Genomic DNA, 21,194 nt, shown 5'->3' with positions numbered 1-21,194 from the left:
CGGACGACACCGGCGACACCGAAGAGGGCCCGCACCCGCCCCACACGACGGATACGGGCCCAGGTGACACGTAGTAGCTAACGCAGCGAAACTATTCGGTCACTCTGCGTCGGGCCCATAGACCTCGACCTTGTCCGAAACTCGACGTACGTGAATACAGTCGCCCGGACACTCCTTCGCCGAGTCCACCACGTCCCGCAACAGCGGAAGCGGAACCGGCGTCGTCGCCCCAGGAGCCTGCAACAGCTCGTCGCCCGCATCCTTCACATACGCCAGACCGTCAATGTCCAGCTCGAAGACCTCAGGCGCGTACTGGGCGCAGATCCCGTCCCCCGTACACAGATCCTGATCGATCCAGACCTCAAGAGGGGCCTGCCCCTCACCCACGGTCCGAGCGTCGTGCCCCACGGTCATCTCTCCTGCCGAAACTGCGCCAGACCCGGCCGACTTTGCAGCAAGTCCGGCCACCCCTGACGGGTGTTGAACACTTCGACCCTACAACCGGCAGCTTTCCGATGTTGTTCGGTGGGTATTCCCCTGGCGTGAGGGAGAGCGCAAGGGTGAAGATCGGACACACCCCCACCGTCTTTGTGATCTAGGGGTTTCAATCAGCACCCACCCAGGTAGGGTCAGGAAGCGTCCAGCTCCCCTTGGAGGAGGTGAGGACCGTGGCAGCCCACGACGACATCAACCGCGGCATCCGGCCGGGGCGAGGGTCTGATGACCCAGCCGGTCAGGTTGCCTATCTCGAGCAGGAAATCGCCGTCCTGCGACGCAAGCTCGCCGACTCTCCGCGGCACACGAGGATTCTCGAAGAGCGGATCGTCGAGCTGCAGACCAACCTGGCCGGCGTATCCGCACAGAACGAACGGCTCGCGAACACGCTCCGCGAGGCCCGCGACCAGATCGTGGCCCTCAAGGAAGAAGTCGACCGGCTCGCACAGCCCCCGGCAGGCTTCGGAGTCTTCCTCACAGCGAATGAGGACGGCACCGCCGACATCTTCACCGGCGGCCGCAAACTCCGCGTGAACGTCAGCCCGAGCGTCGAGCTCGAAGAGCTCAGGCGCGGCCAGGAAGTCATGCTCAACGAAGCGCTCAACGTGGTCGAGGCCATGGAATTCGAGCGCGTCGGAGACATCGTCACCCTCAAAGAGATCCTCGAGGACGGCGAGCGAGCCCTCGTGCTCGGACACACCGACGAAGAAAGAGTGGTCAGGCTCGCCGAGCCACTCCTCGACGTCACCATCCGCCCAGGAGACGCCCTCCTGCTCGAACCCCGCTCCGGCTACGTCTACGAGGTCGTACCCAAGAGCGAAGTAGAGGAACTGGTCCTCGAAGAAGTCCCGGACATCAGCTACGACAAGATCGGCGGCCTCGGCGGCCAGATCGAGATGATCCGCGACGCCGTCGAGCTGCCCTACCTCTACCCCGACCTCTTCAAGGAGCACGAACTCCGGCCCCCCAAGGGCGTCCTGCTCTACGGCCCCCCCGGCTGCGGCAAGACACTCATCGCCAAAGCCGTCGCCAACTCCCTCGCCAAGAAGGTCGCCGAAGTCACCGGCCAGCCCGCCGGCAAGAGCTACTTCCTGAACATCAAGGGACCCGAGCTTCTCAACAAGTACGTCGGCGAGACCGAGCGCCACATCCGCCTGGTCTTCCAGCGAGCCCGCGAGAAGGCGAGCGAAGGCACCCCCGTCATCGTCTTCTTCGACGAGATGGAATCCCTCTTCCGCACCCGCGGCAGCGGCGTCAGCTCGGACGTGGAGAACACCATCGTCCCCCAGCTGCTCGCCGAGATCGACGGCGTGGAAGGCCTGGAGAACGTCATCGTCATCGGCGCCTCCAACCGCGAAGACATGATCGACCCGGCCATCCTGCGCCCCGGACGCCTCGACGTGAAGATCAAGATCGAACGCCCGGACGCCGAGGCGGCCAAGGACATCTTCGCCAAGTACCTCACCGAGCGCCTCCCGCTCCACGGCGACGACCTCGCCGAGCACGGCAGCGACAAGAGCGTCACGGTCCACGCCATGATCCAGTCCGTCGTCGAGCAGATGTACGCCGAATCCGAGGAGAACCGCTTCCTCGAAGTCACGTACGCCAACGGCGACAAGGAAGTCCTCTACTTCAAGGACTTCAACTCCGGCGCCATGATCGAAAACATCGTCGGCCGCGCCAAGAAGATGGCCATCAAGGCCTTCCTCGAACAGAACCAAAAGGGCCTCAGGGTCGCTCACCTCCTCCAAGCTTGCATCGACGAGTTCAAGGAGAACGAGGACCTGCCCAACACCACCAACCCGGACGACTGGGCCCGCATCTCCGGAAAGAAGGGCGAACGGATCGTATACATCCGCACGCTCGTCACCGGAAAGCAGGGCGCCGACACCGGACGCTCCATCGACACGGTGGCGAACACCGGTCAGTACCTGTAGGAAATAGGGCGGCTGCGGGTGCCCTCCACGGGTACCCGCAGCCGACTGTTTTCCGCCGCTCGCGGACACCTCGCGGCCGCGTCCGCAACCCAGCGAGAGCAAAGCAGAAAATGATCTCCCCACCAGCGCAGAGGCGTTCTAGGCTCTTTCCTACCGCCGAGTCGCGCAGTGCGGGGACGGGCACCGCACACGCACCGGAGCACCAGCGGTACTTGAGCTGCGCCCCCGACCGAGGGCGCCGCCGGGCAAGGAGGGCCGCATGACCGTACGGCGAGTAATGGGCATCGAGACGGAGTACGGAATCTCCGTCCCCGGCCACCCCAACGCCAATGCCATGCTCACCTCGTCCCAGATCGTCAACGCCTACGCCGCGGCGATGCACCGGGCGCGACGCGCCCGCTGGGACTTCGAGGAGGAGAACCCGCTGCGGGACGCACGGGGCTTCGACCTCGCCCGCGAAGCCGCCGACGCCAGCCAGCTCACCGACGAGGACATCGGCCTCGCCAACGTCATCCTCACCAACGGGGCACGCCTCTACGTCGACCACGCACACCCCGAGTACAGCGCGCCCGAGGTCACCAACCCCCGCGACGCCGTCCTCTGGGACAAGGCCGGCGAACGCATCATGGCCGAGGCCGCCGAGCGCGCCGCCCAGCTCCCCGGCGCCCAGCCCATCCACCTCTACAAGAACAACACCGACAACAAGGGCGCCTCCTACGGCACGCACGAGAACTACCTGATGAAGCGGGAAACCCCCTTCTCGGACATCGTGCGCCACCTCACGCCCTTCTTCGTCTCCCGCCAGGTCGTCACCGGGGCGGGCCGCGTCGGCATCGGCCAGGACGGCCATGAACACGGCTTCCAGATCAGCCAGCGCGCCGACTACTTCGAGGTCGAGGTCGGCCTGGAGACCACCCTCAAGCGCCCCATCATCAACACCCGCGACGAGCCCCACGCCGACGCCGAGAAGTACCGCCGCCTGCACGTGATCATCGGCGACGCCAACCTCTCCGAGATCTCCACCTACCTGAAGCTGGGCACCACCTCCCTCGTCCTCGCCATGATCGAGGACAGCTTCATCGCCGTGGACCTCGCCGTCGACCAGCCCGTCCGCACCCTCCACCAGGTCTCCCACGACCCGTCACTCCAGCACCTGATCACTCTCCGTAGCGGCCGCACCCTGACAGCCGTACAACTCCAGATGGAGTACTTCGAGCTGGCCCGTAAGTACGTCGAAGAGCGTTATGGAGCCGACGCCGACGACCAGACCAAGGACGTCCTGGCCCGCTGGGAAGACGTCCTCAACCGCCTGGAGCACGACCCCATGAGCCTCTCCGGGGAACTCGACTGGGTCGCCAAGCGGGAACTCATGGAGGGCTACCGCCGCCGCGACGGCCTCGACTGGGACGCCGCCCGGCTGCACCTCGTCGACCTCCAGTACGCCGACGTGCGCCCCGAGAAGGGCCTCTACAACCGCCTCGCGGCCCGCGGCAAGATGAAGCGGCTCCTGGACGAGTCCGACGTCGAGCGGGCCCGCACCAAGCCCCCCGAGGACACCCGCGCCTACTTCCGCGGCCGCTGTCTGGAGCAGTACGCCGACGACGTCGCGGCTGCCTCCTGGGACTCGGTGATCTTCGACCTTCCCGGCCGGGACTCCCTCCAGCGGGTCCCGACCCTGGAGCCCCTTCGCGGAACGCGTAATCACGTGAAGGAGCTGCTCGACCGGTGCCGCACGGCGGAAGATCTGGTCCGCGTGCTCTCCGGAGGCTGAACCGCGGCTGAAAGCGCGACGGCCGGGGAATCACACAGGTGGGCCCCGCACGTTCCATGAAGTGCGGGGCCGATGTCGGACCCGGATTGTAGGGTCTGATCAAGAACGTCTAACCGAGCGGGGTGAGGTAGATGGCGACCAAGGACACCGGCGGCGGACAGCAGAAGGCGACGCGTTCCACCGAGGAGGTCGAGGAGCAGACCCAGGACGCGCAGGCTTCCGAGGACCTCAAGGAACGCCAGGAGAAGCTGAGCGACGACGTCGACTCGGTACTGGACGAAATTGACGATGTCCTGGAGGAGAACGCAGAGGACTTCGTTCGAAGCTTCGTTCAGAAGGGCGGGGAGTGAATCCACCTTCGTTTCGAAGGCGGGGCGTGAGGTGAGCGAATCTAAGCGGTGCCCTCGATGTGACAAGTGGAAGCCGCATGAGGCGTTTGCCAGCAACAGATCCATGCGGGACGGACTTCAGGTCTATTGCCGCGAGTGCGCTGCGGCCTATCACCAGGCGCGCCAACTCGCTCGCGGCAGGAACGTGAGGCCCAGGGTCGAGACCCCCGCAGGGCACAAGTTTTGCCGCACTTGTGGCGAAACCAAACCGCACAGCGAGTGGGGCCGAAACAGCAGTGCTTCAGACGGCCTGGCCACGCTCTGCAAGTCGTGCAAGGCGATTAAGGGACGCGCAGGCCACCTCAAGCGCCAATACGGCCTCACCGAAGCGCAGCGCGACGAGATGATCGCCGAGCAGAAGTGGCTCTGCGTGATCTGTCTCAAGGCTCCGCCCGCGCATGTGGATCACTGTCACGAGACGGGTAAGGTCCGTGGCGTACTGTGCTTCAACTGCAATTCGGCCATCGGCAAGTTGGGAGACGATCCCGACGCCCTCCGTCGGGCCATCAGCTACTTGGAAGGAAACCCGTGGAAGCCAACACTCGTAGCACCGGGCGTCTACCGGCTGCCTTCCTGACGCCTGGGTCCTCGTCCTTCATGGACTTCCTCGGCACGCACCAGCCGGAACTGCTGCCGGGCAGGCGGACGTTGCCGCCGACGCAAGGCGTGATCGAGGCGCCGCACGGCACGACCATCGTGGCGACGACGTTCCCGGGCGGTGTCGTGCTCGCCGGTGACCGGCGAGCGACGATGGGCAATGTGATCGCTCAGCGTGACATCGAGAAGGTCTTCCCGGCGGACGAGTACTCGGCGGTGGGCATCGCCGGTACGGCCGGTCTGGCCGTGGAGATGGTCAAGCTGTTCCAGTTGGAGCTGGAGCACTTCGAGAAGGTGGAGGGTGCCCAGCTCTCCCTGGAGGGCAAGGCGAACCGTCTGTCGACCATGATCCGGAGCAATCTGGGCATGGCGATGCAGGGCCTGGCCGTGGTCCCGTTGTTCGCGGGGTATGACGTGGACCGCGAGCGGGGCCGGATCTTCTCGTACGACGTGACGGGTGGCCGCAGCGAGGAGCACGGCTTCGCGGCCACGGGTTCCGGTTCGGTGTTCGCGCGCGGCGCCATGAAGAAGCTGTACCGCGACGACCTGACGGAGGAGCAGGCGACGACGCTGGTCGTGCAGGCGCTGTACGACGCGGCGGACGACGATTCCGCGACCGGTGGCCCGGATGTGGCGCGCCGGATCTATCCCATCGTGACGGTGATCTCCGAGGAGGGCTTCCGGAGGCTGTCGGAGGAGGAGTCCTCCGCGATCGCGCGCTCGATTCTGGAGCGGCGTCTTGAGCAGCCGGACGGGCCGCGCGCAGCACTGCTCTGAGTACTCCGTTGTTGTTGTGAAGTTTTGACAGAAAGGGACGGGTAGCCGGTGTCGACGCCGTTCTATGTCTCACCCCAGCAGGCCATGGCCGATCGGGCGGAGTATGCCCGTAAGGGCATCGCTCGCGGTCGTAGTCTGGTTGTGCTGCAGTATGCCGACGGCATTGTGTTCGTCGGTGAGAACCCGTCCCGTGCGCTGCATAAGTTCAGCGAGATCTATGACCGGATCGGTTTCGCGGCGGCTGGTAAGTACAACGAGTACGAGAACCTCCGTATCGGTGGTGTGCGGTACGCGGATCTGCGGGGGTATACGTACGACCGTGATGATGTGACGGCCCGTGGTCTGGCGAACGTGTACGCGCAGACGTTGGGCACGATTTTCTCGTCCAACGCGGAGAAGCCGTACGAGGTGGAGCTGGTCGTCGCGGAGGTGGGCACGACTCCGGACGGGGACCAGATCTATCGGCTGCCGCATGACGGCTCGATCGTGGACGAGCACGGCTCGGTCGCGGTGGGTGGTAATGCGGAGCAGATCAGTACGTATCTGGATCAGCGGCATCGGGACGGGATGACCCTCGCGGAGGCGCTGAAGCTGGCGGTGCAGTCGCTGTCGCGGGATACGAACGGCAGTGAGCGGGAGATTCCGGCGGAGCGTCTTGAGGTGGCGGTGCTGGATCGTACGCGTCCGCAGCAGCGTAAGTTCAAGCGGATCGTGGGTCGTCAGCTGGAGCGTTTGCTCGGTGGTGAGGCGGCGGAGGCGTCTTCGGACGCGGATGCCGAGGCCGGGCCGGGTGAGGGTTCCGGGGGCGGTTCGTCGCAGGAGTAGCCCGCGGGTCGGGTGAGGCAGAGCCCCGTGTTCCGGTGCGTCAGCGCCGGGGTGCGGGGCTTTGTGCTGTGGAGCCGCGGACGACGAGCTGGACGGGCAGGGGTGCGGGGTCGGGGGTGTGTCCTGCGAGGACGTCGAGGAGGGTGGTCATGGCTTGTTCGCCGAAGTCCTCGGCGGGCAGGCGGACGGTGGTGAGTTCGGGTTCGACGGCGGTGGCGAGGGTGAGGTCGTCGAAGCCGGTGACGCTGAGGTCGTCCGGGACGTGCAGGCCGAGGCGGCGCGCGGCTTTGCAGGCGCCTGCGGCGAGGACGTCATCGTCGCAGATGAGGGCGGTGGGCCGGGGGCCGGGTGCGGTGAGGGCGGCCTCGGTGGCGGTGCGGGCGTCGTCGACGGTGAGGGCGGCTTTGACGGTGGTGTGGCGTGCGCCGGTGCCGTGGAGGGTGGCGGCGAGGGTGTGGCGGCGTACGTCGAAGGTCCAGGAGTCGATGTCGGCGGTGAGGTGGAGCAGGTCGCGGTGGCCGAGGGCGAGGAGGTGCTCGGTGGCTTGGCGGGTGCCGTCGGCGATGTCGAGGTTGACGGTGGCGGCGCCGAGGCTGTGGGTGGGGTCGCTGTCGAGCATGACGAGGGGGAGGGCGTCGCCGCGGAGGGTGGCGAGGGCTTCGGAGGCCATGGAGGAGGCGAGGACGCCGTCGAGGGCGGCGCGGGCGGAGCCGAAGGGGTCGTTGACGCGGGAGGCCTGGGTGGTGGAGCCGCTGGGGCCGACGCTGTCGGGGGAGGGGTAGAGGACGACGCTGAAGCCGTGGCGGGCGGCGACGCGGGCGGCGCCGGTGTGGAGGCGGGCGAAGAACTCGTTGGTGAGGGCGGGGACGACGAGGAGGGCGGTGCGGGTGTGGCCCAGGCGGAGGTTGCGGGCGGCGAGGTTGGGGCGATAGCCGAGTTCGCGGGCGGCGGTGCGGACGCGTTCCGCGGTGCGTTCGGCGACGCGGCCGTGCCATTTGTCGCCGAGGACGAGGGAGACGGTGGCTTGGGAGACGCCGGCGGCGCGGGCCACGTCGCGGCTGGTGGGGCGGGGGGCCGTGGTGTCGTGCTGGGGCCTTGCCACGGACGTCTCCTGGTGGGTGCGGGGCGGTGGCCGCCGGGGGGCGGTGTGCTCGGTGGACTGTGGACAGCGCTCATGGTACGTATGACCCCGCGACGTTATACGTAACACTTGGGGCGCTGCGGCGCACGGGCGGGCGAGGAGAGCTAACTGATGGCTTCCGGTTACGGCGAGATCCTGCGCGCGCGGTACGCGACGCGGCTGCTCGCGGGCACGCTCGTGGGGCGCTTGCCCAACGCGACGGCGGCGATCGCCATCGTCCTCTTCGTGCGCGCGGAGGGTGGGACGTACAGCCTGGCGGGTGCGCTCGCGGCGGTGTACGGGGTGGCGACGGCCGTGGGGCAGCCCCTCCTCGGGCGGCTGGTGGACCTGTACGGGCAGCCGCGGGTGATGCTGCCGTCGGCGGTGGCGTCGGCGCTGGGCATGGCCTTGTTCGCGGCCACCGGGCCGGACGTGCCGGTGGCCGCGTATCTCGCCATGGTGATCGCCGGGGTGTTCACGCCGCCTCTGGAGGGCGGTCTGCGGGCGCTGTGGTCGGACGTGCTCGGCAAGGAGGAGCAGGTGCACACGGCGTACGCGATGGACGCGGTGGCGCAGGAAGTGATGTTCACGGTCGGGCCGTTGCTGGTGACGGGCATCGTGTCGCTGTGGTCGGCGCAGGCGGCGCTGCTCGTGGTGAACGCCGTCGGGGTGCTCGGTGCGCTGTCGGTGGTGGTGTCGCGGCCTTCGCGTGCGTGGCGTTCGGCGCCCCGGGAGGCGCATTGGCTCGGGGCCCTGCGCTCGCCGGGGCTGCTCGCGCTCCTCGGGGCGTTCCTGTGCGTGGGGACGGCGCTCGGGGCGATCACGGTGGCGGGGGTCAGCTACGCGGACGGGCATGGTGGCGACGCGGTGTACGGCTGGATGATGGCGGGCCTGGGTCTCGGGGCGCTGCTCGGTGGTGTGGTCTACGGGGCGCGGCAGTGGAGCGGTGTGCCGGAGCGGCGGCTTGTGGTCCTGGTGGCGTTGCTCGCGGTCTTCTATCTGCCGCTGGTGCTGACGCCGGGTGCGGTGGGGATGGTGGTGCTGACCTCGCTGGCGGGGGTGTTCCTGGCGCCGGCGTTGGCGTGTGCGTTCATCGTGGTGGACCGGCACGCTCCGCGGGGCACGGTCACGGAGGCGTTCTCGTGGTTGGTGACGACGTTCACGGTGGGTACGGCGGTGGGTACGGCGGCCGGTGGGCCGGTGGTGGAGCGGGGTGGCGCGGAGTGGGGTTTCGCGGTGCCGGGCATCGCCGGGGTGGCCGCCGTGGTGGTGCTGTTGAGCACCAGGAGGGTGCTCGCGGTGCGTGGTGCGGGTGTGGTCGTCGCGGCCGAGGCAGGTGTGAGCGCTTCGGAAACTGATCGAAACGGTACTGTCGAACCCGGTTTCAGTGCGGGGCATCGGGCGTAATGTTCTGGCATGGACCGCCGCATTTTCGGGCTGGAGAACGAGTACGGTGTCACGTGCACGTTCAGGGGACAGCGCCGTCTGTCGCCTGACGAAGTGGCGCGCTACCTCTTCCGCCGTGTTGTGTCATGGGGCCGCAGCAGCAACGTCTTTCTGCGGAACGGCGCCCGTCTGTATCTCGACGTGGGCTCACACCCGGAATACGCGACACCCGAGTGTGACAACGTGACCGAGCTGGTCACCCACGACAAGGCCGGCGAGCGCATTCTGGAGGGCCTGCTCGTCGACGCCGAGCGCCGCTTGCACGAGGAGGGAATCGCGGGCGACGTCTATCTGTTCAAGAACAACACCGACTCGGCGGGAAACTCGTATGGTTGCCATGAGAACTATCTCGTGGCGCGGCACGGTGAGTTCTCGCGTCTCGCGGACATCCTGATTCCGTTCCTCGTCACGCGGCAGTTGCTGTGCGGCGCGGGCAAGGTGCTCCAGACGCCGCGAGGTGCCGTCTACTGCGTGAGTCAGCGGGCGGAGCACATCTGGGAGGGTGTGTCCTCGGCGACGACGCGCTCCCGGCCCATCATCAACACGCGTGACGAGCCGCACGCGGACGCCGAGCGCTATCGCCGCCTGCACGTGATCGTCGGCGATTCGAACATGTCCGAGACGACGATGCTCCTGAAGGTCGGCGCGACCGATCTGGTGCTGCGCATGATCGAGGCGGGCACGGTGATGCGGGACCTGACCCTGGAGAACCCGATCCGGGCGATCCGCGAGGTCAGCCACGACACGACGGGCCGGCGCAAGGTCCGTCTCGCCAGCGGCAGGGAGGCCTCGGCCCTCGAGGTCCAGCGGGAGTACTACGAGAAAGCGGTGGACTTCGTCGAGCGCCGCGGGATCCGCACGGGCACGGTCGAGCGTGTCCTGGAGCTGTGGGGCCGCACCCTGGAGTCGATCGAGTCCGAGGACCTGGACCGCATCGCCACGGAGATCGACTGGGTGATGAAGTACAAGCTCATCGAGCGGTACCGGGCGAAGAACAACATGACGATGTCGCACCCGAGGGTCGCGCAGATAGACCTCGCGTACCACGACATCCACCGCCGCCGGGGCCTGTACTACCTCCTGGAGCGCAAGGGGCAAGCCGCCCGGATCTGCAACGACTTGAAGATCTTCGAGGGCAAGTCGGTGCCGCCGCAGACGACCCGGGCGCGGCTGCGCGGTGACTTCATCCGCAGGGCCCAGGAGCAGCGCCGGGACTTCACGGTCGACTGGGTGCACCTGAAGCTGAACGACCAGGCGCAGCGCACGGTGTTGTGCAAGGACCCGTTCCGTTCGGTGGACGACCGGGTGGAGAAGCTCATCGCCGGGATGTGAGGGTGCGGCGGGCCCGGCCCGCCGCTGTTCGGCCGCCCCTCGGGGCGGATGAGACGTCAGTGCGTGGCGGGAACGCAACGCGGGGCGCCGCACGTTCCTCGTGCGGCGCCCTTCTCACTGCGTAGAGTTGCGCGCACGCCAACTGACAAGATCGAACGATACGAGGCCCCCACCGTGCGCCGACGCTCACTCCTCCTGGCCGTTCCGGCCGGCCTGCTGACCCTGGCCGGATGTGGTGACGACAAGAAGTCCGACAAGGCCAAGTCCAAGGACAGCAGCTCCCCGACGAACTCCACGCCGCCCAAGGGCAAGATCGTCGACGGCCCTGTGCCCGAGATCACGAAGGGCACGAAGTTCGGCCAGAAGCCGACGGTGGCCAAGGGTTCCGGCAAGCCGTCCTCCGATCTCGCGGTGAAGACGATCATCGCGGGCAAGGGCGTCGAGGTCGCCAAGGGCGACTATCTCCAGGCCCACTACCTGGGCCAGATCTGGGACACCGCGAAGGTGTTCGACAACTCCTACGACCGCAAGGCGCCCACGATCTTCCCGATCGGCGTCGGTCAGGTCATTCCGGGCTGGGACCAGGGCCTGGTCGGCAAGAAGGTCGACAGCCGCGTCGAGCTGGCCATCCCCCCGGTCCTCGGTTACGGCAAGGAGGGCAACAAGCAGGCGGGCATCAAGGGCACGGACACCCTGGTCTTCGTCGTCGACATCGTGAACACGTACGGCCCGAAGAGTTCCGCCAAGGGCGACGACGTGGCCCAGGACGACAAGGACCTGCCGAAGGTCGGGACGAACACCGACGGCAAGGCCCCCAAGGTCGACGTGCCGAAGGCGGCCGCCCCCAAGAAGGTCGTCGCGAGCTACGTCATCGAGGGTGAGGGCGACGAGGTCAAGGAGAGCGACACGCTCCTGTGCCAGTACAAGGGCGTGCTGTGGGCCGACGGCAAGGAGTTCGACTCCTCGTACAAGAGCGGTCGGCTCGCGCAGTTCCAGCTCGCCCAGGTCATTCCGGGCTGGCGCCAGGGCCTGGTCGGCAAGAAGGTCGGCAGCCGCGTCCTGGTCGTCGTCCCGCCGAAGGACGGGTACGCGGACAAGCCGCCGCAGGGCAGCCCCATCAAGAAGGACTCCACGCTCGTCTTTTCGGTGGACATCCTCGCGAAGATGTGAGGCCCGGGGATGGCAGACTGTCCCGGTTGTCCTTATCGCTATGAGCAGGAGCTAGTCACGTGAACATCGACAAGCCCGAGATCGACTTCCCCGAGGGCGAGGCCCCCACCGAGCTGGAGATCGTCGACCTGTGGGAGGGCGACGGCGCGGTGGCCAAGGCGGGCGACTTCGTCAAGGTCCACTACGTGGGCGTGTCCTTCTCCTCCGGTGAGGAGTTCGACGCCTCCTGGAACCGCGGCAACCCGCTGGAGTTCCAGCTCGGTGCCGGTCAGGTCATCGCGGGCTGGGACCAGGGCGTGCAGGGCATGAAGGTCGGCGGGCGCCGCAGGCTGACGATCCCGGCGCACCTGGCGTACGGCGACCGTGGCGCCGGTGGCGGCCGCATCGCCCCGGGCGAGACGCTGATCTTCGTCTGTGACCTCGTGTCCGTCTGAGACGGCCGACAGGGGCCGCGGCGGCTTGTGCCGCGCGGCCGGAGTGTCGCGTGGAGGGCCTGTGCCGGTGTCGGCGCGGGCCCTCCCGTCTTCTTCCGTCACCGCTGACGGGCGCCCGCCGGGGTGTGCGCCGTGCCCTCGGCTTTTGCCACGACACGCCGTGGCGGTACGGTCATCATTCGGAAGCACTGGTGAGCGGGGCACCTGGGGGCGGCGGGCGGTCGTCCACCGGGGAGCACGGCCGAGAAAGGGCGTCGATGGCCATTGCCAAGGCCGAGCGGCTGATGAGTCTGGCGCTGTGCCTGCTCGGGACGAGGCGTCCGCTCAGCAAGCGCGAGCTTCGCGAGTCGATCGAGGCTTACGTCGAGGCCTTCGGGCCGGGTAGGGGTGCGGCCTTCGGGCCGGGTAGGGGTGCGGCCTTCGGGCCGGGTAGGGGTGCGGCCTTCGGGCCCGGGCGGGGTGCCGCCGGGGCCGGCAGGGGCGCGGCCACCGGGCCGGGGGCCGCTGCCGCGGCGGCCGAGGAGTCCTTCAACCGCATGTTCGAGCGCGACAAGGACGATCTGCGGGAGCTGGGCCTCGTCATCGAGACGGTGGAGAACCTGGACGGCGAGACGGGTTATCTCGCCCGTCGGGACAGCAACCGGCTGCCGCCGATCACGCTCGACGCCGAGGAGGCCGCCGCGCTCGGCCTGGCCGCGAAGGTGTGGCAGCAGGCGAGGCTCGCCGGTGCCGCGAGCGGTGCGCTGCACAAGCTGCGGGCGGCGGGGCTGCCCGAGGGCGTCGACCCGTACGAGGCGCATGGCGCTCTTGAGCCGCGCATTCCGGTGCACGAGGCCGCGTTCGAGCCTCTGATGCTGGCCTGCCGTGACCGCAGGCCTGTGGTCTTCGACTACCGCAAGGCGACGGCGGCCCGGCCCGAGCAGCGTCACGTCGAGCCGTGGGCGCTGGAGTGCTGGCGCGGCCACTGGTATCTGGCGGGCTGGGACCGTGACCGCGAGGACGAGCGGGTCTTCCGGCTCTCGCGCATCACGGGCAAGGTCCGCTCCCGGGCCGGCAAGTTCCGGGCCGAGGTGCCCGACGTGGTGACGGTGCGGGAGACCGTGGCGAGCTGGGCGGGCGAGAAGGCGGACCGCACCGCGCTGATCCGGCTGCGCAAGGGCGCGGGCTATCCGCTGCGGGCCCGGGCGGTGGGCGCGCGGGAGCTGGACGGCGGCTGGGACGAGCTGGAGATTCCCTACGGGCACGGGCTGGATGCCTGGCTGGTGGAGTTCGGGCCCGACGTGGTGGTGCTTGAGCCCGCCGAGCTGCGGGCCGACGTGGTGGACCGGCTGCGCGCCGTGGCCAAGGGCTGAGGGGACGAGAGCGAGCAATGGCCGCGAACGCCATCGACCAGACCCGGCGGATGCTGTCCCTGGTGACGTATCTGCGCGAGCGCCCCGGTGCGCGCGTCGCGGACGTCGCGCGGGCCTTCGGCATCAGCCAGGACGAGCTGATCTCCGACCTGGACGTGCTGCCGCTGTGCGGCACCAGCTTCCGGGGCGGTGACCTGCTCGACATCGACACGGACGGCGACCGCATCTGGTGGCACAACCCGGACGCGCTCGGCGCGGACGCGGCGGAGCCGCTGCGGCTCGCCGCCGACGAGGCGACGGCGCTGCTGGTGGCGGCCCGCGCGGTGGCGACCCTGCCGGGCCTCCGCGAGAGCGACCGGCTCGCGCTCCTGCGGGCCACCGCGAAGCTGGAGGCGGCGGCAGGTGAGGCGGCGGGGGCCAGCTCGCGGCTCTCGGTGACCTTCGAGTCCGAGGGCGGTGTCTTCGCCGACGTGGACCGGGCGATCTCGGAGCGGCGCAGGCTGTGGATCCGCTACTACTCGCCCGCGCGCGACGAGCTGACCGAGCGCGAGATCGACCCGATCCGCCTGGTGAGCGTCGGCCACACCTATGTGGAGGCGTGGTGCCGCCGCTCCGAGGCGCGGCGCACCTTCCGGCTCGACCGGGTCGCCGAGATCAAGGTCCTGGACGAGCCGTCCGCGCCGCCGGAGATCGAGCTGCGGGACCTGTCGGAGGCGCTGGTGCAGCCCGCCGCCGAGGATCCCGAGGTGGTCGTGGAGGTGGGGCCCGGCGGTCGCTGGGTCGCGGAGTACTACCCCCACGACAGCGCGGAGGAGCTGCCCGACGGCGGTCTGCGCATCACGCTGCGCACCCCCGACCCGGCATCCTTGCGCCGGCTCGCGCTGCGCCTGGGCGGCGACGGGCGCATCGTCTCGCCGCAGGGGCTAGCGGACAGCGCACGGCAGGCCGCCCGGGAGGCGCTGGCCGCGTACGACGAGAACCCCGACGATCGCGACTACGCCTACGACTACGACGGCGGACGGGGCGAGCGGGCCGGGCGTGAGCCCGATGCGCCGGGTTCCGGCGCGCCGGGTGAGCGTGGGGCGTGAGGGCGCGAGGCCCGGCCAGGGAGCGCGCGGCAGCGCCGCACCCGGGAGCCGGGGCCGCCTCCACCGGGGCACGGAGGCCGGCGGGCGGTGGCCGTGGCCGGGTCCGGGGGAGCGGTGCCGTCCGCGGCGGTCGCGGGGGCGGCAGCTGGATTCCCCTTCCGCTTTCGTCAGGGCGTGACCGTGTGTGGCCGGGCGGGTTCGCGCCCGGGCCTGACCGTGGGTCATCGGACCAGTTCCGGCCGGGGCGCGACCCCGGGCCCCGACGCGACCCCTCTGCCACGTGCGACCGCGTGTCCGGGTGGGGCCGTGCGCCGGGGCACGACCGTGCGCCGAAGCGGTGGCGCGGGTCGAGGTGCGACCGTGTGCCGAGGCGTGGCGGCGGGGCGGTGGCGCGGCGGACCGGGGCGGGGCCGTGGCGCCCGCGCGGTGGTGCGTCGCAGGCCGCGCGGTGGAGTGTGGAGAGCGCGGAGACCAGAGCCGAGGAGACATGCGCAGTATGTCACTGATGCCCCTTACGCCCCGTCCGGTGGCGGTCCTCTTCAAGGCCGCCTGCCCCGACTGCCGCGCGCGCTTCGAACTGGCGGCGGGCGCGCTCCGGTTGGCGATCGGTGCCAGCCGCCGCACGACGTTCTACTCCTTCACCTGCCCCGAGTGCGGCACCGCCGTGCGCAAGCCCGCGGGGGAGCGCATCGTCGAACTCCTCACCGGCGGCGGGGTAAGGACGCTGCGCCTGCACTCGACCGTCTAGGCTCGACGCATGTTCTGGGCGATGCTGGCGGTGGCCGTGGGATTCTGCGGTCTCGCCGTTCTGGGTGTGTTCGCGATCAAGGTCTTCGTGGAGGCCCAGCGGCTCGGGCGCCAAGTGACCGAGACCACACGGCGGATCAACCGCGCGGCGGAGGACCTGGAGCGGGCGGCGGCCGGAGTGGCCCGCGCGGGCCGGGACGTCGGCTGAGCGTCGGGGCGGGCGGCGACCGGGACATCGACTGAGCGCGGGGGCGGGTGCCGACCGGGGCGCGGGCAGAGCGCGCGGGCGGGCACCGGCCGGGTCCGCGCGGCGACTTGCCGAGGTGGCCGTCGCCGACCCCCATGCGGCCTGCCGCCCGCCCCGACCCTCCGGGTACGCTGCTTGAGTGGTCCGAAATGTGAGGCGCGGGCCGCAACTGGGAGTATGCACGGGGATTGCCCCGCGTTTACTCCAGGGGGTTACGATCGCTGCCAAGCCCGGTGGTCGGACGACTGTCCGACAGCCGGTCCCGAAATCTGACGCCTCGGTGAAGAAGGTAGACAGCTATGGGTAGGCTCGGCCCCACCGAGATCATCCTGATCCTCGTCATCCTGGTCCTGCTCTTCGGTGCGAAGAAGCTCCCGGACATGGCCCGGTCCCTCGGCAAGTCGGCGCGCATCCTCAAGAGCGAGGCCAAGGCGATGAAGTCGGACGGCAAGCAGGACGAGGCCGCCCCGGCCGACCCGCCCGCCGACGCCACCGCCCCGCAGCAGCGCACCATCCAGGCCGCTCCCGGCGATGTGAGCAGCTCCCGTCCGGTCGCCGAGCCGACCGACCACACGACGAAGCGCTGATCCAAGGCCGGCCCCGACGGTCGGCCTGCCGCACGAGATGAGGACGTGGGTTGCTCAAGTCTGCCCGCAAGAAGGAGAGGGATCCCGAGGGGCGGATGCCTCTCGCGGATCATTTGCGTGAGCTCCGCAACCGGCTCGCGAAGGGAATGCTGGCGATCGTCGTCGTGTCGATCGTCGCCGCGTTCTACAGCGAGGAACTCATGGAGTTCCTCTCCGACCCGGTGCCGCGCTGCGTGGAGGGCAAGCCCACCACCGGCGGTGTCTGCGCCAAGGTCGCGTACATGGACCTGCTGTCGCCCTTCACCACCACGGTGAAGGTGTCCCTCATGGTCGGCGTCGTGGTGGCCAGCCCCGTCTGGCTGTACCAGCTCTGGGCCTTCGTCGCGCCCGGGCTGCACAAGCACGAGCGCAAGTACACCTACGCCTTCGTCGCCGCGGCCGTGCCGCTGTTCTTCGGTGGCGCCTGGCTGGCGTACGAGATCATGCCCATCAGCATGCGGGTGCTGCTGAGCATCACTCCGGACGGCTCGGAGAACATCCTGCCCATGGACAAGATCCTGGACTTCAGCGTCCGGATGGTCCTGGTCTTCGGTGTCTCCTTCGAACTGCCCCTGCTGCTCGTCATGTTGAACATGACGGGGATCGTCACGGGACGCCGCATGCTCACCTGGTGGCGCGGTGTCGTGATGGGCGTCTTCGTCTTCGGTGCCGTGGCGACCCCGACGACCGACCCGTTCGGCATGATCGCCCTCGCGGGCCCCATCGTGGTCCTGTACTTCCTGGCCGTCGGCTTCTCCATCCTCAACGACAAGCGTCGCCGCCGCTCCGACCCGGACGCGGAGCTGGACGACGACGAGGCCTCCGACCTCGACCTCACGCCGCAGTCGGTGGACGACATCGAGCCCGTCCCCGCGGCCAAGGCCCTGCCCGAGCAGGTGAACGGCGACGGCGGCCGCTCCCCGAAGTACAACGGCTACGACGACGTCACCTGACCCGCGGCGCCACCGAGAGCGCGCAAGCAGCACAGGGGCCGGACGCCCACCGCGTCCGGCCCCTTCTGGTTGGCGGGCGGCGCGCTGTGTAGGGTCCGCCCCGTGACCAGCGAGATCACCCTCTTCGTGAATCCCACCGCGGGCCGGGGCCGGGGCGCGCGCGCCGCCCAGCCCGCCGCCGCGGCGCTGCGCGCGGCCGGGTTCTCCGTGCGCACCGTCATCGGCGAGGACGCCGGGGACGCGCTGCGCCGGGCCCGTGCCGCCGTCGACGGCGGCACCGGGGCGCTGATAGCCGTCGGCGGTGACGGCATGGTGAGCCTCGCCCTCCAGGCCGTCGCCGGGACCCGTACCCCGCTCGGCGTGATCGCCGTGGGCACCGGCAACGACTTCGCGCGCGCCCTCGGCCTGCCCGTGCGCGCGCCCGCCGCGGCCGGGGCCCTGGTCGCCGAGGCGCTCAAGGGCGCCCGGGTGCGGCACGTCGACCTCGGCCGGGTGGGGCGGACCTGGTTCGGCACCGTTCTCGCCGCCGGCTTCGACTCGCGGGTCAACGACCGCGGCAACCGCATGCGCCGGCCCACCGGACGCCTCAAGTACGACCTGGCGACGGTCGCCGAACTGGCCGCCTTCAAGCCCATCCCGTACCGCCTCACGCTCGACGGCGGCGAGGTGTGCGAGATCGAGGCCACGCTGGTCGCCGTCGGCAACGGGTCCTCGTACGGCGGTGGCATGCGGATCTGCGCCGGGGCCGACCTGAGTGACGGCCTCTTCGACATCACGGTCGTCGGCGCCTGCGGTCGCGGCACGCTCCTGAGGGTGTTCCCGCGCGTCTACAAGGGCACGCACCTGGACCACCCCAAGGTCACCGTGCACCGCGCCGCGAAGATCGAACTCATGGCTCCGGACGTCACCGCGTACGCCGACGGGGAGCGGCTCGGACCGCTCCCCCTGACGGCCGAGTGCGTTCCCGCGGCCGTACGGGTCCTGGGGTCCTGACCTGGGATGTTTCCCCTGGCGCCGATAATGATCGTCCGATGTCGGTGGTGGCCGGTAGGCTCGAAAGCACGATGACAGAGGACCTCTCACCGGCCGAGCGATATGCGGCAGCGCGGCAGCGCGCTGCCGAGCAGGCCACCGCGCTCGCGTCCTTCCGCGGGATGTACGAATTCGGCCTCGACCCCTTCCAGATCGAGGCCTGTCAGGCGCTCGAGGCGGGCAAGGGCGTGCTGGTCGCCGCGCCCACCGGCTCCGGCAAGACGATCGTCGGCGAGTTCGCCGTGCACCTCGCCCTCCAGCAGGGCAAGAAGTGTTTCTACACCACGCCGATCAAGGCGCTCTCCAACCAGAAGTACGCCGACCTCGCCAAGCGCTACGGCGCGGACCAGGTCGGTCTCCTCACCGGTGACAACAGCGTCAACTCCGAGGCACCGGTGGTCGTGATGACCACCGAGGTGCTGAGGAACATGCTGTATGCGGGCTCCCAGTCGTTGCTCGGCCTCGGCTATGTGGTCATGGACGAGGTGCACTACCTCTCGGACCGCTTCCGCGGTGCCGTCTGGGAGGAAGTGATCATCCACCTGCCGGAGTCGGTCACCCTGGTCTCCCTCTCGGCCACGGTGTCGAACGCCGAGGAGTTCGGCGACTGGCTCGACACGGTCCGGGGCGACACCGAAGTGATCGTCTCCGAGCACCGGCCGGTGCCGCTGTTCCAGCACGTCCTCGCCGGACGGCGGATGTACGATCTCTTCGAGGAGGGCGAGGGCCGCCGCAAGACGGTCAACCCCGACCTGACCCGCATGGCCCGCCTCGAGGCCAGCCGGGGGTACAACCCGCGCGAGCGCCGCAAGGGCAAGATGGTCCGCGAGGCCGACCGCGAGCGCGAGCGCCGCCAGCGGTCCCGGGTCTGGGTCCCCTCGCGCCCCGAAGTCATCGAGCGGCTGGACGCCGAGGGCCTGCTGCCCGCCATCACGTTCATCTTCAGCCGCGCCGGCTGCGAGGCCGCCGTCCAGCAGTGCCTGCACGCGGGCCTGCGGCTGAACGACGACGCGGCGCGCCTTGCGGTCCGCGAGCTGGTGGAGGAGCGCACGGCCTCCATTCCGAACGAGGACCTGCACGTCCTCGGGTACTACGAGTGGCTCGAGGGCCTGGAGCGCGGCATCGCCGCCCACCACGCGGGCATGCTGCCCACCTTCAAGGAGGTCGTGGAGGAGCTGTTCGTCCGCGGTCTGGTCAAGGCCGTCTTCGCCACGGAGACCCTCGCCCTCGGGATCAACATGCCCGCGCGCAGCGTCGTCCTGGAAAAGCTCGTGAAGTGGAACGGCGAGCAGCACGCCGACATCACCCCCGGCGAGTACACCCAGCTCACCGGCCGCGCCGGGCGCCGGGGCATCGACGTCGAGGGCCACGCGGTGGTGCTCTGGCAGCGCGCCACGAGCCCCGAGCACCTGGCGGGACTCGCGGGCACGCGCACCTATCCGCTGCGCTCGAGCTTCAAGCCGTCGTACAACATGGCGGTGAATCTGGTCGCTCAGTTCGGCCGGCACCGCTCGCGCGAACTCCTTGAGACGTCCTTCGCGCAGTTCCAGGCGGACCGCTCGGTCGTCGGCATCTCCCGCCAGGTGCAGCGCAACGAGGAGGGCCTTGAGGGCTACAAGGCCTCCATGACCTGCCACCTCGGCGACTTCGAGGAGTACGCGCGGCTGCGCAGGGAGCTGAAGGACCGCGAGACCGAGCTGGCCAAGCAGGGTGCCGTGCAGCGCAGGGTCGCCGCCGCTGCCGCCCTGGAGAAGCTCAAGCCGGGCGATGTGATCCACGTGCCGACCGGCAAGTACGCGGGCCTCGCCCTGGTCCTCGACCCGGGCCTGCCCGCCGGGCGGGCCAACGGCCACCGGGGCTTCGACCACCAGGACGGCCCCCGCCCCCTGGTCCTCACCGCCGAGCGGCAGGTCAAGCGGCTCGCCGCGATGGACTTCCCGGTGCCGGTGGAGCCCGTGGAGCGGATGCGCATCCCCAAGTCGTTCAACGCCCGCTCCCCGCAGTCGCGGCGCGACCTGGCCTCCGCGCTGCGCACCAAGGCCGGGCACATCGCGCCCGAGCGGCACCGCAAGGGCCGCGCGGCCGCCGCCGACGACCGGGAGATCGCCCGGCTGCGCGCCGAGCTGCGCGCCCACCCCTGCCACGGCTGTGACGAGCGCGAGGACCACGCCCGCTGGGCCGAGCGCTACTACCGCCTCAAGCGCGACACGCACCAGCTGGAGCGCCGCATCGAGGGCCGGACGAACACCGTCGCGCGTACCTTCGACCGCATCGTCGCCCTCCTCACCGAGCTGGACTATCTGCGCGGCGACGAGGTCACCGAGCACGGCAAGCGCCTCGCCCGGCTGTACGGCGAGCTGGACCTGCTGGCCAGCGAATGCCTGCGCGCCCGGGTGTGGGAGGGCCTCGACCCCGCCGAACTGGCCGCGTGTGTCTCGGCGTTGGTGTACGAGGCCCGGGTCGGCGACGACGCGCTCGCGCCCAAACTGCCCTCCGGTAAGGCCAAGGCCGCGCTCGGCGAGACGGTCCGCATCTGGGGCCGCCTCGACGCGATCGAGGAGGAGTTCCGGATCAGCCAGACCGAGGGCGTCGGCCAGCGCGAGCCCGACCTGGGCTTCGCCTGGGCGGCGTACATGTGGGCGAGCGGCAAGGGCCTCGACGAGGTGCTGCGCGAGGCGGAGATGCCTGCTGGTGACTTCGTGCGCTGGTGCAAGCAGGTCATCGACGTGCTCGGGCAGATCGCCGCGGCGGCGTCCGGCGAGGGCAGCACGGTCGCGAGGAACGCCCGCAAGGCGGTCGATCAGCTGCTGCGCGGCGTCGTGGCGTACAGCTCCGTCGGCTGAGCCGGGCGCCGCG

The 21,194-nt window shown here is 69.7% G+C and carries 20 protein-coding genes; 18 read left to right on the top strand and 2 right to left on the bottom strand.

The genetic code is table 11. From position 1 onward, the window contains the following. Positions 1–99 precede the first annotated feature (99 nt). On the bottom strand, positions 100–414 hold the full coding sequence (locus tag AC07GB_RS30825) for a ferredoxin (RefSeq protein WP_478851155.1): 315 nt from the start codon (positions 412–414) through the stop codon (positions 100–102). A gap of 254 nt (positions 415–668) precedes the next feature. Between AC07GB_RS30825 and arc the strand changes: the two genes are divergently transcribed. The 6 genes from arc (at position 669) to prcA (ending at position 6,791) form a co-directional block, all read left to right on the top strand. After that, positions 669–2,432, top strand: coding sequence for a proteasome ATPase (gene arc, locus AC07GB_RS30820; protein WP_478851153.1), 1,764 nt, complete (start codon positions 669–671; stop codon positions 2,430–2,432). Between the two features lie 259 nt (positions 2,433–2,691). Next, complete coding sequence (gene dop / locus AC07GB_RS30815; RefSeq protein WP_478851151.1) at positions 2,692–4,203, top strand: depupylase/deamidase Dop; 1,512 nt, start codon at positions 2,692–2,694, stop codon at positions 4,201–4,203. A gap of 131 nt (positions 4,204–4,334) precedes the next feature. Further along, on the top strand, positions 4,335–4,553 hold the full coding sequence (locus AC07GB_RS30810) for a ubiquitin-like protein Pup (RefSeq protein WP_006350198.1): 219 nt from the start codon (positions 4,335–4,337) through the stop codon (positions 4,551–4,553). A 103-nt stretch (positions 4,554–4,656) separates the two neighbouring features. Continuing rightward, positions 4,657–5,169, top strand: a complete 513-nt coding sequence (locus tag AC07GB_RS30805) for an endonuclease VII domain-containing protein (protein ID WP_478851149.1) — start codon at positions 4,657–4,659, stop codon at positions 5,167–5,169. Next, positions 5,121–5,966 (top strand): proteasome subunit beta, encoded by an 846-nt coding sequence (gene prcB, locus AC07GB_RS30800; RefSeq protein ID WP_478851147.1) that lies wholly within the window; start codon positions 5,121–5,123, stop codon positions 5,964–5,966. Before AC07GB_RS30805 ends, prcB begins: the two co-directional genes overlap by 49 nt. A 48-nt stretch (positions 5,967–6,014) precedes the next feature. Then, positions 6,015–6,791, top strand: coding sequence for a proteasome subunit alpha (gene prcA / locus AC07GB_RS30795; RefSeq protein WP_478851145.1), 777 nt, complete (start codon positions 6,015–6,017; stop codon positions 6,789–6,791). A 40-nt stretch (positions 6,792–6,831) separates the two neighbouring features. Here the strand turns inward: prcA and AC07GB_RS30790 are convergent, their stop codons facing one another. Continuing rightward, on the bottom strand, positions 6,832–7,893 hold the full coding sequence (locus tag AC07GB_RS30790; protein WP_478851143.1) for a LacI family DNA-binding transcriptional regulator: 1,062 nt from the start codon (positions 7,891–7,893) through the stop codon (positions 6,832–6,834). Between the two features lie 150 nt (positions 7,894–8,043). Here AC07GB_RS30790 and AC07GB_RS30785 point away from each other — a divergent pair, with 150 nt between their 5' ends. The 12 genes from AC07GB_RS30785 to AC07GB_RS30730 all read left to right on the top strand — a co-directional run bounded on the left by AC07GB_RS30785 (position 8,044) and on the right by AC07GB_RS30730 (position 21,181). Then, the gene (locus AC07GB_RS30785) at positions 8,044–9,318 is read left to right on the top strand and encodes an MFS transporter (protein ID WP_478851141.1); all 1,275 of its coding nucleotides are present in this window, start codon (positions 8,044–8,046) and stop codon (positions 9,316–9,318) included. Positions 9,319–9,327: 9 nt separating this feature from the next. Next, a complete protein-coding gene (gene pafA, locus AC07GB_RS30780) occupies positions 9,328–10,689 on the top strand; it encodes a Pup--protein ligase (protein WP_478851139.1) in 1,362 nt (453 codons plus the stop codon). 174 nt (positions 10,690–10,863) lie between these two features. Next, a complete protein-coding gene (locus AC07GB_RS30775) occupies positions 10,864–11,859 on the top strand; it encodes an FKBP-type peptidyl-prolyl cis-trans isomerase (RefSeq protein WP_478851137.1) in 996 nt (331 codons plus the stop codon). A 59-nt stretch (positions 11,860–11,918) separates the two neighbouring features. Then, a complete protein-coding gene (locus AC07GB_RS30770; protein WP_399622817.1) occupies positions 11,919–12,293 on the top strand; it encodes an FKBP-type peptidyl-prolyl cis-trans isomerase in 375 nt (124 codons plus the stop codon). Positions 12,294–12,550: 257 nt separating this feature from the next. Further along, positions 12,551–13,645 (top strand): helix-turn-helix transcriptional regulator, encoded by a 1,095-nt coding sequence (locus AC07GB_RS30765; RefSeq protein WP_478851135.1) that lies wholly within the window; start codon positions 12,551–12,553, stop codon positions 13,643–13,645. A gap of 17 nt (positions 13,646–13,662) precedes the next feature. Next, a complete protein-coding gene (locus AC07GB_RS30760; RefSeq protein WP_478851133.1) occupies positions 13,663–14,733 on the top strand; it encodes a helix-turn-helix transcriptional regulator in 1,071 nt (356 codons plus the stop codon). A 487-nt stretch (positions 14,734–15,220) separates the two neighbouring features. Beyond that, the gene (locus AC07GB_RS30755; protein WP_478851132.1) at positions 15,221–15,481 is read left to right on the top strand and encodes a hypothetical protein; all 261 of its coding nucleotides are present in this window, start codon (positions 15,221–15,223) and stop codon (positions 15,479–15,481) included. A gap of 9 nt (positions 15,482–15,490) precedes the next feature. Continuing rightward, entirely contained in the window at positions 15,491–15,688 is a 198-nt protein-coding gene (locus tag AC07GB_RS30750) for a hypothetical protein (RefSeq protein WP_478851130.1), read from the top strand. Positions 15,689–16,026: 338 nt separating this feature from the next. Beyond that, positions 16,027–16,314: a Sec-independent protein translocase subunit TatA gene (gene tatA, locus AC07GB_RS30745; protein ID WP_478851128.1), complete on the top strand. Its 288-nt coding sequence runs from the start codon at positions 16,027–16,029 to the stop codon at positions 16,312–16,314. Positions 16,315–16,409: 95 nt separating this feature from the next. Continuing rightward, entirely contained in the window at positions 16,410–17,306 is an 897-nt protein-coding gene (gene tatC, locus AC07GB_RS30740) for a twin-arginine translocase subunit TatC (RefSeq protein ID WP_478851126.1), read from the top strand. Positions 17,307–17,408: 102 nt separating this feature from the next. Next, positions 17,409–18,299: a diacylglycerol kinase gene (locus tag AC07GB_RS30735; RefSeq protein ID WP_478851124.1), complete on the top strand. Its 891-nt coding sequence runs from the start codon at positions 17,409–17,411 to the stop codon at positions 18,297–18,299. A 38-nt stretch (positions 18,300–18,337) separates the two neighbouring features. Continuing rightward, entirely contained in the window at positions 18,338–21,181 is a 2,844-nt protein-coding gene (locus AC07GB_RS30730) for a DEAD/DEAH box helicase (RefSeq protein WP_478851122.1), read from the top strand. Positions 21,182–21,194 lie beyond the last annotated feature (13 nt).

Source organism: Streptomyces sp. NPDC045778 (genome assembly GCF_056431945.1).
Note: the sequence above shows the minus strand (reverse complement) of the source record. Positions and strands in the feature narration are given on the sequence as shown.

Coding starts and splice junctions, on each gene's coding strand:
- AC07GB_RS30825 (WP_478851155.1), bottom strand. CDS start 414: ATGACCGTGGGGCACGACGCTCGGACCGTGGGTGAGGGGCAGGCCCCT.
- dop (WP_478851151.1), top strand. CDS start 2,692: ATGACCGTACGGCGAGTAATGGGCATCGAGACGGAGTACGGAATCTCC.
- AC07GB_RS30810 (WP_006350198.1), top strand. CDS start 4,335: ATGGCGACCAAGGACACCGGCGGCGGACAGCAGAAGGCGACGCGTTCC.
- AC07GB_RS30805 (WP_478851149.1), top strand. CDS start 4,657: ATGCGGGACGGACTTCAGGTCTATTGCCGCGAGTGCGCTGCGGCCTAT.
- AC07GB_RS30785 (WP_478851141.1), top strand. CDS start 8,044: ATGGCTTCCGGTTACGGCGAGATCCTGCGCGCGCGGTACGCGACGCGG.
- pafA (WP_478851139.1), top strand. CDS start 9,328: ATGGACCGCCGCATTTTCGGGCTGGAGAACGAGTACGGTGTCACGTGC.
- AC07GB_RS30765 (WP_478851135.1), top strand. CDS start 12,551: ATGGCCATTGCCAAGGCCGAGCGGCTGATGAGTCTGGCGCTGTGCCTG.
- AC07GB_RS30760 (WP_478851133.1), top strand. CDS start 13,663: ATGGCCGCGAACGCCATCGACCAGACCCGGCGGATGCTGTCCCTGGTG.
- AC07GB_RS30755 (WP_478851132.1), top strand. CDS start 15,221: ATGCGCAGTATGTCACTGATGCCCCTTACGCCCCGTCCGGTGGCGGTC.
- AC07GB_RS30750 (WP_478851130.1), top strand. CDS start 15,491: ATGTTCTGGGCGATGCTGGCGGTGGCCGTGGGATTCTGCGGTCTCGCC.
- tatA (WP_478851128.1), top strand. CDS start 16,027: ATGGGTAGGCTCGGCCCCACCGAGATCATCCTGATCCTCGTCATCCTG.
- tatC (WP_478851126.1), top strand. CDS start 16,410: ATGCCTCTCGCGGATCATTTGCGTGAGCTCCGCAACCGGCTCGCGAAG.
- AC07GB_RS30730 (WP_478851122.1), top strand. CDS start 18,338: ATGTCGGTGGTGGCCGGTAGGCTCGAAAGCACGATGACAGAGGACCTC.